The organism is Paraburkholderia sp. 40, from assembly GCF_050434105.1.
Taxonomy (GTDB): domain Bacteria; phylum Pseudomonadota; class Gammaproteobacteria; order Burkholderiales; family Burkholderiaceae; genus Paraburkholderia; species Paraburkholderia tuberum.
The window spans coordinates 2,544,229-2,558,892 of record NZ_JBNPVY010000004.1 but is presented as its reverse complement, the minus strand read 5'-3'; the positions used below and the strand labels follow the sequence as shown (position 1 = coordinate 2,558,892).

Annotated in this window: 14 protein-coding genes; 5 read left to right on the top strand and 9 right to left on the bottom strand. The window is 64.5% G+C overall.

What is annotated here, in order from left to right; all coding sequences use genetic code 11:
- Positions 1-5: 5 nt before the first annotated feature.
- The 3 genes from prfA to OKW28_RS33590 all read right to left on the bottom strand — a co-directional run bounded on the left by prfA (position 6) and on the right by OKW28_RS33590 (position 3,286).
- Positions 6-1,088 carry a peptide chain release factor 1 gene (gene prfA, locus OKW28_RS33600; protein ID WP_184070555.1) on the bottom strand — a complete coding sequence of 361 codons (1,083 nt, stop codon included), beginning with the start codon at positions 1,086-1,088 and terminating at the stop codon, positions 6-8.
- Between the two features lie 121 nt (positions 1,089-1,209).
- Positions 1,210-2,496 (bottom strand): glutamyl-tRNA reductase, encoded by a 1,287-nt coding sequence (gene hemA / locus OKW28_RS33595; protein ID WP_429451882.1) that lies wholly within the window; start codon positions 2,494-2,496, stop codon positions 1,210-1,212.
- Positions 2,497-2,575: 79 nt separating this feature from the next.
- Entirely contained in the window at positions 2,576-3,286 is a 711-nt protein-coding gene (locus OKW28_RS33590) for a response regulator transcription factor (protein WP_429451880.1), read from the bottom strand.
- A 229-nt stretch (positions 3,287-3,515) separates the two neighbouring features.
- Between OKW28_RS33590 and OKW28_RS33585 the strand changes: the two genes are divergently transcribed.
- Genes OKW28_RS33585 through OKW28_RS33575 form a run of 3 tightly spaced genes read left to right on the top strand, consistent with a single transcriptional unit; the run spans position 3,516 to position 6,284 of the window.
- Positions 3,516-3,794 carry a hypothetical protein gene (locus OKW28_RS33585; protein ID WP_184009140.1) on the top strand — a complete coding sequence of 93 codons (279 nt, stop codon included), beginning with the start codon at positions 3,516-3,518 and terminating at the stop codon, positions 3,792-3,794.
- 18 nt (positions 3,795-3,812) lie between these two features.
- Entirely contained in the window at positions 3,813-5,633 is a 1,821-nt protein-coding gene (locus OKW28_RS33580; protein ID WP_429451878.1) for an aminopeptidase P family protein, read from the top strand.
- Between the two features lie 27 nt (positions 5,634-5,660).
- Positions 5,661-6,284, top strand: a complete 624-nt coding sequence (locus OKW28_RS33575) for an HAD family hydrolase (RefSeq protein ID WP_429451876.1) — start codon at positions 5,661-5,663, stop codon at positions 6,282-6,284.
- Positions 6,285-6,298: 14 nt separating this feature from the next.
- Here OKW28_RS33575 and OKW28_RS33570 read toward each other — a convergent pair whose 3' ends face one another.
- The 6 genes from OKW28_RS33570 to ugpB form a co-directional block, all read right to left on the bottom strand.
- Positions 6,299-7,423 carry a DUF748 domain-containing protein gene (locus OKW28_RS33570; RefSeq protein WP_429451874.1) on the bottom strand — a complete coding sequence of 375 codons (1,125 nt, stop codon included), beginning with the start codon at positions 7,421-7,423 and terminating at the stop codon, positions 6,299-6,301.
- A 156-nt stretch (positions 7,424-7,579) separates the two neighbouring features.
- The gene (ettA, locus tag OKW28_RS33565; RefSeq protein WP_429451872.1) at positions 7,580-9,244 is read right to left on the bottom strand and encodes an energy-dependent translational throttle protein EttA; all 1,665 of its coding nucleotides are present in this window, start codon (positions 9,242-9,244) and stop codon (positions 7,580-7,582) included.
- A gap of 232 nt (positions 9,245-9,476) precedes the next feature.
- On the bottom strand, positions 9,477-10,565 hold the full coding sequence (locus tag OKW28_RS33560; protein WP_429451870.1) for a sn-glycerol-3-phosphate import ATP-binding protein UgpC: 1,089 nt from the start codon (positions 10,563-10,565) through the stop codon (positions 9,477-9,479).
- 50 nt (positions 10,566-10,615) lie between these two features.
- Positions 10,616-11,461, bottom strand: coding sequence for a sn-glycerol-3-phosphate ABC transporter permease UgpE (gene ugpE / locus OKW28_RS33555; RefSeq protein ID WP_429451868.1), 846 nt, complete (start codon positions 11,459-11,461; stop codon positions 10,616-10,618).
- Positions 11,458-12,342 carry a sn-glycerol-3-phosphate ABC transporter permease UgpA gene (ugpA, locus tag OKW28_RS33550; protein WP_184052403.1) on the bottom strand — a complete coding sequence of 295 codons (885 nt, stop codon included), beginning with the start codon at positions 12,340-12,342 and terminating at the stop codon, positions 11,458-11,460. Before ugpA ends, ugpE begins: the two co-directional genes overlap by 4 nt.
- A gap of 72 nt (positions 12,343-12,414) precedes the next feature.
- Positions 12,415-13,740, bottom strand: coding sequence for a sn-glycerol-3-phosphate ABC transporter substrate-binding protein UgpB (gene ugpB, locus OKW28_RS33545; RefSeq protein ID WP_429451866.1), 1,326 nt, complete (start codon positions 13,738-13,740; stop codon positions 12,415-12,417).
- 349 nt (positions 13,741-14,089) lie between these two features.
- Here ugpB and OKW28_RS33540 point away from each other — a divergent pair, with 349 nt between their 5' ends.
- Positions 14,090-14,413: a tlde1 domain-containing protein gene (locus OKW28_RS33540; protein ID WP_429451864.1), complete on the top strand. Its 324-nt coding sequence runs from the start codon at positions 14,090-14,092 to the stop codon at positions 14,411-14,413.
- Entirely contained in the window at positions 14,410-14,613 is a 204-nt protein-coding gene (locus OKW28_RS33535) for a hypothetical protein (RefSeq protein ID WP_429451863.1), read from the top strand. The genes OKW28_RS33540 and OKW28_RS33535 overlap by 4 nt, the downstream gene beginning before the upstream one ends.
- Positions 14,614-14,664 lie beyond the last annotated feature (51 nt).

Genomic DNA, 14,664 nt, shown 5'->3' with positions numbered 1-14,664 from the left:
GGGCGTTAGTCCGCGTCGCCGAGCGAAGCCAGCAGTTCGGCCTGATGCTCGCTGACGAGCGCCGCGATCAGTTCTTCGAGATCGCCGTCCATGATCGCGTCGAGGCGATACAGCGTCAGGTTGATGCGGTGATCGGTGAGGCGCCCCTGCGGGAAGTTGTACGTGCGGATGCGCTCCGAACGGTCGCCCGAGCCGATCAGGTTCTTGCGCGTCGCCGCTTCCTTCGCCTGCTGCTCGTGCGCCTGCTTGTCCTTGATGCGCGCGGCGAGCACCTTCAGCGCGCGATCCTTGTTCTTGTGCTGCGAGCGGTCGTCCTGACATTCGACGACGATGCCCGTCGGCAAGTGCGTGACGCGCACCGCCGAGTCGGTCTTGTTGATGTGCTGGCCGCCCGCGCCCGACGCGCGGAACGTGTCGATACGCAGATCGGCCGGATTGATCTCGACTTCGCCGATCTCGTCCGCTTCCGGCATCACCGCGACCGTGCACGCCGAGGTATGGATGCGGCCCTGCGTTTCGGTGGCCGGCACGCGCTGCACGCGATGCCCGCCCGACTCGAACTTCAGCTTCGAATACGCGGCATCGCCGGCAATTCGCACGATCACTTCGCGATAGCCCCCGAGGTCCGATTCGCTCGCCGACATCATCTCGACCTGCCAGCGGTTGCGCTCGGCATAGCGCAGATACATGCGCAGCAGATCGCCCGCGAACAGTGCGGATTCGTCGCCGCCGGTGCCCGCGCGGATTTCGAGGAAAATGTTGCGCTCGTCGTTCGGGTCTTTCGGCAGCAGCATTTTCTGCAGTTCGACGCCGAGCGTCTCCATACGATCGCGTGCTGCGCGGATTTCCTCTTCGGCGAAATCGCGCATCGACGCGTCGGCGAGCAGTTCCTGCGCGGTGGCGGCGTCGTTCTGCGCCTGGCGCCACAGCCCATAATGCTCGACGACCGGGCCGAGCTCCGCGTGTTCGCGCGTCAGCTTGCGGTACTGGTCGAGGTTGGCGGTGATGTCTTCGCGGCTCAACAGGTCGTTCAGTTCGGCCAGCCGGGTGGTCAGCTGGTCGAGCTTGCGTTGCATGCTCGTTTTCATCAGGCGGGTAGCGGAGCGGACTCCGGAATGGATGCGGCCAGTGGAACGGGCGAATGCCCGGGGCGGAAGCACTTTGCGAGCCACGGCGGTGGCGCGCGGGGGTGCGGCGAGCACTGCGCCGCTAACGCTCGGTAGAGCCGGGGTGTTTGTAGAAGCCGCTCATCAGTTCGATCAGCTTGTCGCGGTTGTCGCTGCTCGCGCGATTCAGCGCGTGCGTAGGACCATGGATCAGCTTGTTGGTGAGCGATTGCGACAGTGCCTCGAGGACTGCGGCGGGATCGTCGCCGCGCGCGAGCATTTTCTGCGCGCGTTCGACCTCCGCGCGGCGCAGTGTGTCGGCCTGCGTGTGCATGTGGCGGATCACCGGCACGATGCTGCGCGCATCAAGCCACTGCATGAAGTTCTGCACGCGCGTTTCGATGATCGCTTCGGCCTGCGCGACCGCGGCCTGGCGCGACGCATTGCCTTCGCGGACGATCGCGCCGAGGTCGTCGACGGTGTACAGGAACACGTCTTCGAGCTGGCCGGCTTCGGGTTCGATGTCACGCGGCACCGCGAGGTCGACCATGAAAATCGGCCGGTGACGGCGCGCCTTGACCGCGCGCTCGACCGCGCCAAGACCGATGATCGGCAACGTGGACGCCGTGCACGACACGATGATGTCGAATTCGTGCATCCGCGCGGGGAGCTCGGAGAGCGGAATGGCGCGGCCGTTGAAGCGCTCGGCGAGCCGCATGCCGCGCTCGGCGGTTCGGTTCGCGACGACGAGTTCCCGCGGATGCTGCGCCGCGAAGTGCGTCGCGCAAAGCTCGATCATTTCGCCAGCACCGATGAACAGCACGCGCTGGTTCGCGATCTTGTCGAAAATGCGTTGGGCGAGGCGTACCGCGGCGGCGGCCATCGACACCGACTGCGCGCCGATCTCGGTGGTGCTGCGCACTTCCTTCGCGACGGCGAAGGTGCGCTGGAATAGCTGATTCAGGTAGGTGCCGAGGGCGCCGGCTTCGGAGGCGGTGCGCACCGCGTCCTTCATTTGTCCGACGATCTGCGTTTCGCCGAGCACCATCGAATCGAGCCCCGACGCGACGCGGAACGCATGGCGCACGGCTTCGGACTGCGGCAGCGCATAGACGTGCGGCGCGAGTTCATCGATCGGGAGGTTGTGGTACTTCGACAGCCACTGCACCGAGGCTTCGCGCGCGGCGAGGTCGTCGGTCGCGCAGTAGAGTTCGGTGCGGTTGCAGGTGGACAGAATTGCCGCCTCGGGCGCGTTGGGGGCCATGTGGCCCAGCCAGATGCCTTTGAATGTATCCAGAGCGGGCTTTATCTGTTCGAGCGGAAACGCCACGCGTTCGCGCAAGGCGACAGGCGCAGTGTGATGGTTGATTCCGATCGTTAGAAGCTGCATTTGGGGGAGCTATCGTTCAGCCATATATTATAGCGTTTCCACGATTCTCACATCCTGCACGCCGCATACCCCGCATGCGTCAGCTCGTGCCTGTCGGAGTCTCCGGCGGAATCGCGTCGAGCTGGTAACCGTAACCATAGACCGGCGTCAGCGCGTAGCCAAGCTCCGGGCGCAGTTGCAACTTGCCGCGCACGCGCGACACGTGAGTGTCGATGGTGCGCGACTTTACGTCGCGGCGGCGCGCCCACACGGTCTCGAGAATATGCGCGCGCGACACTGGTCGCGTCAGATTGTTGAACAACAACAGAGCGAGGCGGAATTCCTTCGGCGTCAGGATCACGGTCAGGTCGCGGAATGTCACGGCCAAATTCGCCGCGTCGAACGTATAGCCGCCGATCACGTCGCGTCGACGGTTGGGCGGCCGCCGCAGGCCCGCACGGCGCTGCAGCGCCTCGACACGCGCGAGCATTTCGGGGCCGCGCACTGGCTTGCTGAGACAGTCGTCGGCGCCGGCATGCAGCGCGGCGACGATCTGGCATTCGCGCGGTGCGGTCAGCAGCATCATGACGGGCAGGCCCGGCAGAATGGAGCGCGCGCGCGGGATCACGTCTTCGGCGCAATGGTCGCCGGCCCAACTTTCGGTGATCAACAGGTCGAAAAATTCGTCGGTAGCGCGCTGCAGGAACGTGGCGCTAGTGGTGAAGTGCTGGCACGCGTGGCCGCCGGCGAAAATGAGCCGGTCAACCAGTTTGGCGTGTTGCACGTCGGGTTCGATAAGGGCGATGCGCATGGCGCTGCGTCAGCCTGGCAACGGGCGAAGCATGAGGCGTTTTCGTCAGACTTACAACTTGCCTAAGCACACCCCGATCCCTAAACTCAACCGCTATGCGGAAAGCGCCGTGCTGAACTTGTATAGTTGAGGAGGCAAAAATGCTAGCGTTGGCGGCTCCTTTCGCCTATGAGACGAATCCGAAATTGATCTTGCCGTGTTTGAGCGCCCAGTCTGGAGTCGACGCCTGATGGGTTGGCCAGGCATTCTCGTACTCGGCGCGGTGATCGGCCTCGCGGGCTGGTGGTTGCATCCGCAGCGCCGCGCGAGCCGCGCCCGCTGGTGGGCCGCGCTGTTGGCCGGTGTGCTCGGCACGAGCGTCGCGCGGATGGCCGGCAATGTGACTAGTCTCTTCCATGACGGCGACATGCTCGAATGGCCGGTATGCACCGCCGTCGCGCTCATCGCCGTCGCCGTGACGGTCGGCCTCTTGTCGCGTCAATCAACGCGCCGGTCAATCCGTCGATGAATCCTTGCAGGTAACTCCATGAACGCCCGACTTCCCGAAACCTCCTCCATTCCCGAGCGCCTCGCGAGCCTGCGCGCCGCGATGGCGCGCGAAGGCATTGCCGCTTACCTCGTTCCTTCGGCGGATCCGCATCTGTCCGAGTATCTGCCAGGGCGCTGGCAAGGCCGCCAGTGGCTGTCGGGCTTCACCGGCTCGGCCGGCACGCTGATCGTCACAGCCGATTTCGCCGGCGTCTGGACCGACAGCCGCTACTGGGAGCAGGCGAGTGCGCAGCTCGCCGGCAGCGGTGTCGAACTGATGAAGATGACCGGCGGCCAGCTCACGACGCCGCATTTCGAATGGCTCGCGCAGAACGTCGCGAGCGGCGGCACGGTCGGTGTGGACGGCGCGGTGCTGGGCGTCGCGGCCGGGCGCGCGTTGAGCGCCGCACTGAACGCGCGCGGCGTGCAATTGCGCACCGACCTCGACCTGTTCGACGTGATCTGGGCGCAGCGCCCGGCGCTGCCCGCCGACGCCGTCTTCGAGCACGCCGCGCCGCAAGCGGGCGTCACACGTGCGGACAAGCTTGCGCAGGTGCGTCGCGCGATGGTCGAGAAAGGCGCGCAGTGGCACCTCATCTCGACGCTCGACGACCTCGCCTGGCTGCTGAATCTGCGCGGCGCCGACGTCAGCTACAACCCGGTGTTCGTCGCGCACGCGCTGATCGGCGTGGATCGGGCGTCGCTATTTATCGCCGACGGCAAGGTGTCGCCGGCGCTCGCCGAAGTGCTCGCGTGCGACGGCATCAGCGTCGAGCCGTACGCGAAAACCGCCGACGCGCTTGCTGCGCTGCCAGCCGGGAGCACGCTGCTGATCGATCCGCGCCGCATCACGTACGGCTCGCTGCAGGCGGTGCCGTCGTCGGTCAAGGTGGTCGAGGCGGTCAATCCGTCCACTTTTCTGAAGTCGTGCAAGACCGCCGCCGATGCCGCGCACGTGCGTGAGACGATGGAGCAGGACGGCGCCGCGCTCGCCGAATTCTTCGCGTGGTTCGAAAGCGCGCTCGGCCGCGAGCGCATCACCGAGCTGACGATCGACGAGCGTCTGACGGCAGCTCGCGCGCGCCGTCCCGGCTTCGTGTCGCTGAGCTTCGCGACGATCGCGGGCTTCAATGCGAACGGCGCGATGCCGCACTATCGCGCGACCGAGGAGTCGCATGCGGTGATCGAAGGCAATGGCCTGCTGCTGATCGATTCGGGCGGCCAGTATCTGAGCGGCACGACCGACATCACGCGCGTCGTCCCGGTCGGCACGCCGAGCAGCGAACAGCGCCGCGATTTCACCGTCGTGCTGAAGGGCATGATCGCGCTGTCACGCGCGCAATTCCCGCGCGGCATCCGCTCGCCGATGCTCGACGCGATCGCGCGCGCACCGATCTGGCAGGCCGGCGCCGACTATGGCCACGGCACCGGTCACGGGGTCGGCTACTTCCTGAACGTGCACGAAGGCCCGCAGGTGATCTCGCACTACGCACCGGCCGAACCGTGGACCGCGATGGAGGAGGGCATGATCACGTCGAACGAGCCGGGTCTGTATCGACCGGGCAAGTGGGGCGTGCGCATCGAAAACCTCGTGCTGAACGTGGCCGCGGAAAAAACCGAATTCGGCGATTTCCTGAGGTTCGAAACGCTGACGCTGTGCCCGATCGACGCGCGCTGCATCGAGCTGTCGCTGCTGCGCGACGACGAGCGCGCGTGGCTCAACGCGTATCACGAGACAGTGCGCGCGCGCCTCGCGCCGCATGTATCGGGCGACGCGAAAGCGTGGCTGGAACAGCGCACGCAACCCATCTCAGGGTAGCGACGACCTTCCAAAGGAGCGTGGTGCATGGCGATCAAGGCAGTGGTGTTCGATTTCGGCGGTGTGCTGATCGACTGGAGTCCCGAGTACCTGTACCGCGAGCTGATTCCCGACGAAGTCGAGCGCCGCTGGTTCCTCACGCACGTCTGCTCGATGGACTGGGTGATCCGCCAGGATGGCGGTCAGCCGATCGTCGAGGCCACCGACGAGCTGATCGCGCGGTTTCCCGATCACGAACCGCTGATCCGCGCGTTCTATGAGCGCTGGCACCAGATGGTGGCGGGTGTGCTCGACGACGGCATCGCGCTGATGGAAAAGCTCGAAGCGGCCGAGGTGCCGCTCTTCGGGCTGACCAACTGGTCGGCCGAGACGTTTCCGTACGCGTGGGAGCACTATCCGGTGCTGCGGCGGTTTCGCGACGTCGTCGTGTCGGGGCTCGTGAAGCTCGTGAAGCCCGACCCGGCGATCTTCGCGGAGATGCGCCGGCGCATCGAACTGCAAATGCCCGGTGTCGAGCCGGCCGAACTCGTCTTCATCGACGACAACGCGAAGAACGCCGAAGCCGCGACGGCGCTCGGCTGGCACGGCGTGCATCACACGAGCGCCGCGCAAACGGAAGCCAAGCTGCGCGAGTTGGGCTTGCCGGTTTGAGCCGACCGCCGCCGCTACTGCCCCAGCAGATTCTTCAGCGCATTGCCGAGACCCTTGACGGTCTCACCCGCACCCTTCGCGACGCCTTCGACGCTGACCCCGAGCGCCTGCGCAAACCCCGCGCCGATGCGCGTGAGGATTCCTTCGCGCACCGAGAACTTCGGATCGCGCAGATCGCCGTCGAGCACGAAATGCAGCGTGATGTCGCCGTTATGCGTCTTCAGCGCCGCGACGGCGGCGCGGGTCGGAATCGACATGAACGTCTCGAGCGGATTGTCGGATTCGGCGAGTTGCAGATTGTGGACCGTCACCGTGCCGGGCGCATGGAGATGATAGTTCCGCACCGTCGATTCGATCGTCAGATCGACGGTGCCGCCCGTCACCTGTGCGCGCGTGCCGGCCTTCTTCAGCAGATACGGATCGAGCATCGCAATATCGACGCCGCGCAGCGTGCTGGTCGTCTGCGAATCGCGGCTGGCGATTTTGATCCAGCCGTCGAACGTCACGGTGCCCGTATGCGCCGGCCCCTTCATCGAGCCGCGAACGCTGACATTGGTCGGTTCGGCAAGCGCCGGCAGATGCAGATGGTCGACGCTCGCGTTGGCGTTGCTGACCGTGACCTTGAACGGCGGCGGCCCGACAGTCATGTCGTAGAACTGGAAGTTGCCGTGTTCGAAGCGGATATGGTCGACCAGCTTTTCGCGCGGGATCGGCGGCGCCGTGCCGGCGTTGCCCGGCTGATCGCCGCGGTTCAGCGATTCGCGCAGGTTCGGCAGCAGATTCAGCGAGCCGTCCTTCGTGCGTAACACGGCCATGTCGAAGCCTCGCACGACGACCTCGCGGATATGCATGCGCCGCGCGATCAGATCGCGCACGTCGGGGGTGATCGTGATTTCGTCGGCGCGTAGCGGTTCACCCGCTGGCCAGCCAGGCGGCGCTTTTAGCACGACGTGGGTGAGGTGTACCGAGGTGAGGCCGACGTCGATACTGTCCGCGCTGCCAAGCGGCCCGAGCGCCGCGCTGACGCGATTCTTGACTTCCTGTTGCGCGAATTGCATCGCGCCGATCGTGATCAGAAGCAACGCCAATAGCGTTGCCCCCACGATGACGATCCAGCGCCTGCCCTTCGACATCGCCATGCCTGTCTCCTCGTCGCCGCGTCGCGCGGCGCTGTGTTGACCGTCCGTCGCGTGCGCGAGACTTTCACGCGCGCCTCCATCTAGCGACGCTTAGCAACGCGCATGCCCCGCGGCCCGTCCGGCATTGCGCCAGACGGGCCGTCGTCCGCCCGCTTCTTAACGCGAGATCGGCTTGTAGCGCAGGCGCTTCGGCCGCGCGCCTTCCTCGCCGAGACGCGCGCGCTTGTCCGCTTCGTATTCCTGGTAGTTGCCGTCGAAGAACGTGACTTGCGAGTCGCCTTCGAACGCGAGGATATGCGTCGCGATGCGATCGAGGAACCAGCGATCGTGCGAAATCACGAGCACCGAGCCCGCGAATTCGAGCAGCGCGTCTTCGAGCGCGCGCAGCGTTTCGACGTCGAGGTCGTTCGACGGTTCGTCGAGCAGCAGCACGTTGCCGCCCGCGATCAGCGTCTTCGCCAGATGCAGACGACCGCGCTCGCCGCCGGACAGATTGCCGACGATCTTCTGCTGGTCGCCGCCCTTGAAATTGAAGCGGCCGATATACGCGCGCGACGGCGTTTCGTACTTGCCGACCGTCAGCACGTCGGCACCACCCGAGATTTCCTCGAACACGGTCTTCGTGCCTGCGAGCGCTTCGCGGCTCTGGTCCACGTAAGCGAGCTTGACGGTCGGACCCTGCACGATCTCGCCCGAATCCGGTTGTTCGCGACCGGTCAGCATACGGAACAGCGTCGACTTGCCGGCGCCGTTCGGACCGATGATGCCGACGATCGCGCCGGCCGGGATCTTGAAGCTGACGTTATCGAGCAGTAGCCGGTCGCCGTACGACTTGCTGACGTTCTTGAACTCGATCACTTCATTGCCGAGGCGGTCGCCGACCGGAATGAAGATTTCCTGTGTTTCGTTGCGCTTCTGGTAGTCCTGGCTGTTCAGTTCCTCGAAGCGCGCGATACGCGCCTTCGACTTCGCCTGGCGGCCCTTCGGGTTCTGGCGCACCCACTCGAGTTCCTTCTTGATCGCCTTCTGGCGCGCGGACTCCGACGCTTCTTCCTGCTTCAGACGCTCTTCCTTCTGATCGAGCCAGCTGCTGTAGTTGCCCTTCCACGGAATGCCGTGACCGCGGTCGAGTTCGAGAATCCACTCGGCGGCGTTGTCGAGGAAGTAGCGATCGTGCGTGACGGCGACCACGGTGCCCGGGAAGCGCGTCAGGAATTGCTCGAGCCATTCGACCGATTCCGCGTCGAGGTGGTTGGTCGGCTCGTCGAGCAGCAGCATGTCGGGCTTTTGCAGCAGCAGCTTGCACAGCGCGACGCGGCGCTTTTCGCCGCCCGACAGATGCTCGATCTTCGCGTCCCATGCCGGCAGGCGCAGTGCGTCGGCAGCGATTTCGATCTGCTGCTCGGCGCTGCCGTCGGTCGTTGCGAGGATCGCTTCGTACTTCGCCTGCTCGGTGGCCAGCGCATCGAAGTCGGCATCCGGCTCCGCGTAGGCCGCGTAGATCTCGTCGAGCTTCTTCTGCGCGTTGAACACGTCGCCGAGGCCTTCCTCGACCGCTTCACGCACGGTTTTCTGCGGATCGAGTTGCGGCTCCTGCGGCAGATAGCCGATGTTCAGGTTCGGCATCGGTGTCGCTTCGCCTTCGATCTCCGTGTCCACACCGGCCATGATGCGGATCAGGGTCGACTTGCCCGAGCCGTTCAGGCCGAGCAGGCCGATCTTCGCGCCGGGGAAGAACGATAGCGAAATGTCTTTCAGGATCTGGCGCTTGGGCGGCACGATTTTGCCGACCCGGTTCATGGTGAAAACGTATTGGGCCATTTGCTTGCAGTAGACGTTGACGACGCCGGCCGCGTGCGGGCGGGCAGTCGGGGGTGAATGGGTAATCGGTGTGAGGGCCGGGCGGAACACCCGGCGCCGGCCGGCGCGGCGTCGGATTCGACGACGCTGCCGCGTGCGGCACGTGGTTCAGGTGGCATTGTACTTCGCGGCGAGGGCCGGGCGGCAGGGGAGTTCCGGCAGCGGGCCGCCGTCGCGACGCTCCGCGGGCGTCTCAGTTCGCGCGCCGTCCAGTCGCCGGATCGAAGAAGTGCAGATGCTGCGCGGGCAGCACGACCTGCAGCGCCTCGCCGGCCGCGGGACGATGCGCGTGAGGCAGCCGCGCGGTCACATCGTGCTTGCCCCAGCGGCCGTGCGCGAGATTGTCCGCGCCGAGAATTTCGCAAGAATCGACGCTCAGTGTCGCGAACGGTGCGTTGGCCGTGCCCGGGCTCAGATGCTCGGGGCGAATGCCGAGCGTCCACTCGCGGCCTGTCGCGACTTCGCGGCCGATCGACGGCACGCCCGCGAGCGGCAGCTTCGGCCCGTTGCCGGCGACCTCGAAGGTCGAGCCGTCGTCGGAGACACGGCCTTCGAGCAGGTTCATCCCCGGCGAGCCGATGAAGCTCGCGACGAACATCGTGGCCGGCCGCTCGTAGACTTCGGTCGGCGCGCCGATCTGCTCGGCGTGGCCCTGGTTCATCACGATCACGCGCTGCGCCAGCGTCATCGCTTCGATCTGATCGTGCGTGACGTAAAGACTCGTGGTCTTGAGGCGCGCATGCAGGCGCTGGATTTCGAGGCGCATCTGCACGCGCAGACGTGCGTCGAGATTCGACAGCGGCTCGTCGAACAGAAACACCGCCGGCTCGCGCACGATCGCGCGGCCCATCGCGACGCGCTGCCGCTGCCCGCCCGACAACTCGCGCGGCTTGCGCTGCAGCAGCGCGCCGAGCTCGAGAATCTGCGCGGCGGCTTCGACGCGTTTCGCGATCTGCGCACGATCGACGCCCGCGATCTTCAGCGCGTAACCCATGTTCTCGGCCACGCTCATATGCGGATACAGCGCGTAGTTCTGGAACACCATCGCGATGTTGCGATCCTTCGGTTCCAGCTCGTTGACGACCTTGCCGGCGATCGAAATGCTGCCGTCGGAGATGCGCTCGAGCCCGGCGACCATTCGCAGCAAGGTCGATTTGCCGCAGCCGGACGGGCCGACCATCACGACGAATTCGCCGTCGGCGACGTCGACGTCGATGCCGTGCAACACGAACTGTTTGCCGTCGTAGGTTTTCTTAACGCTTTGCAGAGTCAGTGCAGCCATGCCGTTCTAGCCTTTGATTTTGAGTGCTTGTCGCAGTCCGCCATACCGGATCATTTTTCCGAATCCACGAGGCCGCGCACGAACCAGCGCTGCATCGTCAGCACGACGGCGAGCGGCGGCAGCATCGCGAGCAGCGTGGCCGTCATCACCAGATGCCATTCGGTCGCGGTATCGCCCGAGGCGATCATCCCCTTGATGCCGATCACCGCGGTGATCAGCGACTGCTGGCTGGTGATCAGGATCGGCCACAGATACTGGTTCCAGCCGTAGATGAACGTGATCACGAAGAGCGCCGCCATCGTGGTCCGCGACAGCGGCAGCACGACGTCCCAGAAGAAGCGCAGCGCGCCCGCGCCGTCGATGCGCGCGGCTTCCATCAGCTCGTCCGGCAGCGTCTTGAAGAACTGGCGGAACAGGAACGTCGCGGTCGCCGACGCGATCAGCGGCAGCGTCAAACCGGTGTACGTATTGCTCAGATGCATCGACGACACCACCTGCACGGTCGGGAAAATCCGCACTTCGACCGGCAGCATCAGCGTGATGAAGATCAGCCAGAACGCGAGCGTGCGAAACGGAAAGCGGAAGTAGACGATCGCGTACGCGGAGATCATCGACACGGCGATCTTGCCGATCGCGATGACGAGCGCCATCACGAGGCTGTTGAACAGCATGCGATTGAACGGCGCCGCGGCGTTGCCGGTGCCCTGCGTCCAGATCGTGACGATGTTCTCGAACAGATGCGTGCTCGGCACGAGCGACAGCGGCACCGTGAACACCTCGTGCTCGCTCATCGTCGCCGCGCAGAACGCGACGTACACCGGAAACACCACGAGCGCGACGCCGATGATCAGCATCGCGTGACAGAACAGGTCGAAACCGCGTCGGTTCTCGATCATGAGTATTGAACCCTGCGTTCGATGAAGCGGAATTGCACGACGGTCAGTGCCACGACGATGATCATCAGCACGACCGACTGTGCGCCCGAACTGCCGATGTCGAGCCCCTGGAAGCCTTCGGCGAAAATCTTGTAGATCAGCGTGCGGGTGGCCTGGCCTGGGCCGCCGCCGGTGGCCGCGTCGATCACGGGAAAGGTGTCGAAGAACGCGTAGGTGATGTTGATCACCAGCAGAAAGAACGTGGTCGGCGATAGCAGCGGCAGGGCGATGCCGAAGAAGCGGCGCACCGGACCGGCGCCGTCGATCGCGGCCGCTTCGATCAGCGAGCGCGGAATCGCCTGCAGGCCCGCATAGAAGAACAGGAAGTTATAGCTGATCTGCTGCCAGACCGACGCGAGCACGACGAGGAACATCGCCTGACCGGGGTTCAGCGCGTGATTCCACACGATGCCGTGTTTCGCGAGCGCATACGTGACGAGGCCGATGCTCGGGTTGAACAGGAACGACCACAGCACCGCGGCGATCGCGGGCGCGACCGCGTACGGCCAGATCAGCAGCGTTTGATAGGCCTTCGCGCCGCGCGTCACGCGGTCCGCGCAGACCGCGAGCAGCAGCGAGATCACGAGGCCCGACACGGTGACGAGCGTGCAGAACACGATCGTCGTGTTGAACGACGCCAGATACAGCGGGTCGGCGAACAGCTGTTTGAAGTTCGCGAGTCCGACGAACTCGCTCGACGTACCGAACGCGTCCTGGGTTTGCGTCGATTGCCAGAGCGCGACGCCCGCCGGCCAGAGGAAGAACACGAGCGTGATGAGCAGCTGCGGCGCGACGAGCAGGTAGGGCAGCGCGCTGGTGCCGAAGTAGGAGCGCTTTTCCATCGGGATGTCCAGAGTGTGCTGCAACGACGGGTTCCCGCGCGGGAGCGCCGGAACCCTGCCTGCAGGCGATGCTTAGTTACCGGCCTTTTCGAAGCGGCGCAGCAGGTCGTCGCCGCGCGCGACGGACGAGTCGAGCGCCTGTTGCGGCGTCTTCTTGTCCGCCCACACCTGTTCGAGTTCTTCGTCGATCACGGTGCGGATCTGCGGCATGTTGCCCAGACGCAGGCCCTTCGTGAACGGCAGCGGCGGCTTGTTCAGCATCTGGCGGATCGCGGTGTCGCTGCCGGGGTTCTTGTCGTAGAAGCCCTGCTGGCGCGTCAGGTCATACGCGGCGGTCGTGATCGGCAGATAGCCGGTGTCCTGATGCCACTTCGCGGCGACTGGCGCCGTGGCCAGATAGGCGAGGAACTTCGCGACGCCCTTGTAGACGGCCGGGTCCTTGCCCGACAGCACCCACAGGCTCGCCCCGCCGATGATCGCGTTCTGCGGTGCGCCCTTCACGCTGTCGTCGTACGGCATCATGCCGGTGCCGAAGTTGAACTTCGCGTATTTCTTGATCGTCGCGAGCGAGCCTGACGAGTTCGTGATGATGCCGCAGTCGCCGCTATAGAACTTCGACACCGGTTCGTCCTTGCGGCCGACATAGGTGAACGTGCCGTCCTTCGCCATGTTCTGCAGGAACTGGATGTGCGCGACCTGCAGCGGCTTGTCGAATTCGAGCTGCGCGTCCATGCCGTCGAAGCCGTTGTTACGCGACGCGAACGGCGCCGCATGCCACGCGCTGTAGTTCTCGAGCTGAATCCAGCTTTGCCAGCCCGACGAGTAGCCGCACGACATGCCCGAGGCCTTCAGCTTCTGCGCATCGGCGTGCAACTCGGCCCAGGTCTTCGGCGGCTGGTTGGGATCGAGGCCAGCCTTCTTGAACGCATCCTTGTTGTAGTACAGCACCGGCGTCGAGCTGTTGAACGGCATCGAGATCAGTTCGCTGGTTTTCGAGTCGCTGTAATAGCTCGCGATGGTCGGCACGAAGGCTTTCTGATCGAGCGGCAGGCCCGCGTCCTTGAATACCTGCGTCACCGGGACGATGGCTTTCTTCGCCTGCATCATCGTCGCGGTGCCGACCTCGTAGACCTGCAGGATGGCCGGCGCATTGCCGCTGCGATAGGCGGCGATGCCGGCGGCGAGGGTCTGGTCGTAGGTGCCCTTGAACACGGGCACGATCTTGTAGTCGTTTTGCGATTTGTTGAAGTCGTTCGCGATGTCGTTCAGACGTTCACCCAGTGCGGCTTCCATGGCGTGCCAGAACTGGATTTCGGTCGCGGCGTGAGCCGCCTGGCTGACGCCGATGCTCAATACAGCGGCGACGGAAAGTGAACGGAACAGCGGCTTGTAATTCATCGTTTTTGTCTCCGGTTCGGAAGGGGCGCGGACGCGAATCGCGCGATTCTAGTTGTGTTCGATGACATTCCGGCGTCGGATGCCGGGCGGCGCGGACCAAGGGTGGCGGTGCGCCGGAAGCCGAAATTTAGCATTGGCTGTCAGGGAAAGGAAATAAACGGGAATCTATTCGGAAAGATCACGGGTGATGCAGGTCATGGAGTGGTGCCGCATAGATGCGCTCCCCGGACCATTACCACTTTTGACATTCGCCCATGTGCTGTTGCCGTAAGCTCGATCTCTCGACTTGATAAGAAGGTGTCAACAATGACATGGACATACAGCCAGACATCGGGAACCCTGTCCCGAAATGGAAGCGTGGTCGCACGCGGATACCCGGGCCACGGCGGGCAAAAACAATTACCTCATGCAACACGTCCGATCGGTCGGGCCGATACCTGAAGGGTCGTACACGATTGGGTCGCCAAGGCATTCGCATCATGTCGGAGCTTTCGCCATGCCATTGACGCCTAATCCGGGAACGCACACTTTCGGCAGGGACACCTTCTTCATGCATGGCGACAGCAAGAGTCATCCGGGTAGCGCATCGAACGGATGCATCGTCATCGTGGACCGGGCCGTCCGCGAACGAGTCTGGTCAAGCGGTGACCGCCAGCTTCGGGTAGAACGATGAAAAAACTCATTGCACTTCTGATCCTGGTGTGCGCGTCAGGAGCGGTGGCGGCCGTGCAAGACAACACGCCCGCTGAAGTATCGACGGCGATTGGCCGGCCGAAAAACTACAAGGCCAAAGCGTTGCACGCTGTTTCGGCGGTCACGACTGCAAATCCGAACATCAAGGCCCGTTGTCTCGACGCGTTGCGGAAGTCGTAGCGCGCAAACAAAAAAGCCCGCAACCCCTGAGGGTTCGCGGGCCTTAAGCGC

Bases quoted from the DNA above. Each gene is read 5' to 3' on its own strand.
- OKW28_RS33560 (WP_429451870.1), bottom strand. From the start codon at position 10,565: ATGGCTGCACTGACTCTGCAAAGCGTTAAGAAAACCTACGACGGCAAA.
- OKW28_RS33570 (WP_429451874.1), bottom strand. From the start codon at position 7,423: ATGGCGATGTCGAAGGGCAGGCGCTGGATCGTCATCGTGGGGGCAACG.
- ugpB (WP_429451866.1), bottom strand. From the start codon at position 13,740: ATGAATTACAAGCCGCTGTTCCGTTCACTTTCCGTCGCCGCTGTATTG.
- hemA (WP_429451882.1), bottom strand. From the start codon at position 2,496: ATGCAGCTTCTAACGATCGGAATCAACCATCACACTGCGCCTGTCGCC.
- OKW28_RS33575 (WP_429451876.1), top strand. From the start codon at position 5,661: ATGGCGATCAAGGCAGTGGTGTTCGATTTCGGCGGTGTGCTGATCGAC.
- ugpE (WP_429451868.1), bottom strand. From the start codon at position 11,461: ATGATCGAGAACCGACGCGGTTTCGACCTGTTCTGTCACGCGATGCTG.
- OKW28_RS33535 (WP_429451863.1), top strand. From the start codon at position 14,410: ATGAAAAAACTCATTGCACTTCTGATCCTGGTGTGCGCGTCAGGAGCG.
- OKW28_RS33540 (WP_429451864.1), top strand. From the start codon at position 14,090: ATGGAAGCGTGGTCGCACGCGGATACCCGGGCCACGGCGGGCAAAAAC.
- OKW28_RS33585 (WP_184009140.1), top strand. From the start codon at position 3,516: ATGGGTTGGCCAGGCATTCTCGTACTCGGCGCGGTGATCGGCCTCGCG.
- ettA (WP_429451872.1), bottom strand. From the start codon at position 9,244: ATGGCCCAATACGTTTTCACCATGAACCGGGTCGGCAAAATCGTGCCG.
- OKW28_RS33580 (WP_429451878.1), top strand. From the start codon at position 3,813: ATGAACGCCCGACTTCCCGAAACCTCCTCCATTCCCGAGCGCCTCGCG.
- prfA (WP_184070555.1), bottom strand. From the start codon at position 1,088: ATGAAAACGAGCATGCAACGCAAGCTCGACCAGCTGACCACCCGGCTG.
- ugpA (WP_184052403.1), bottom strand. From the start codon at position 12,342: ATGGAAAAGCGCTCCTACTTCGGCACCAGCGCGCTGCCCTACCTGCTC.
- OKW28_RS33590 (WP_429451880.1), bottom strand. From the start codon at position 3,286: ATGCGCATCGCCCTTATCGAACCCGACGTGCAACACGCCAAACTGGTT.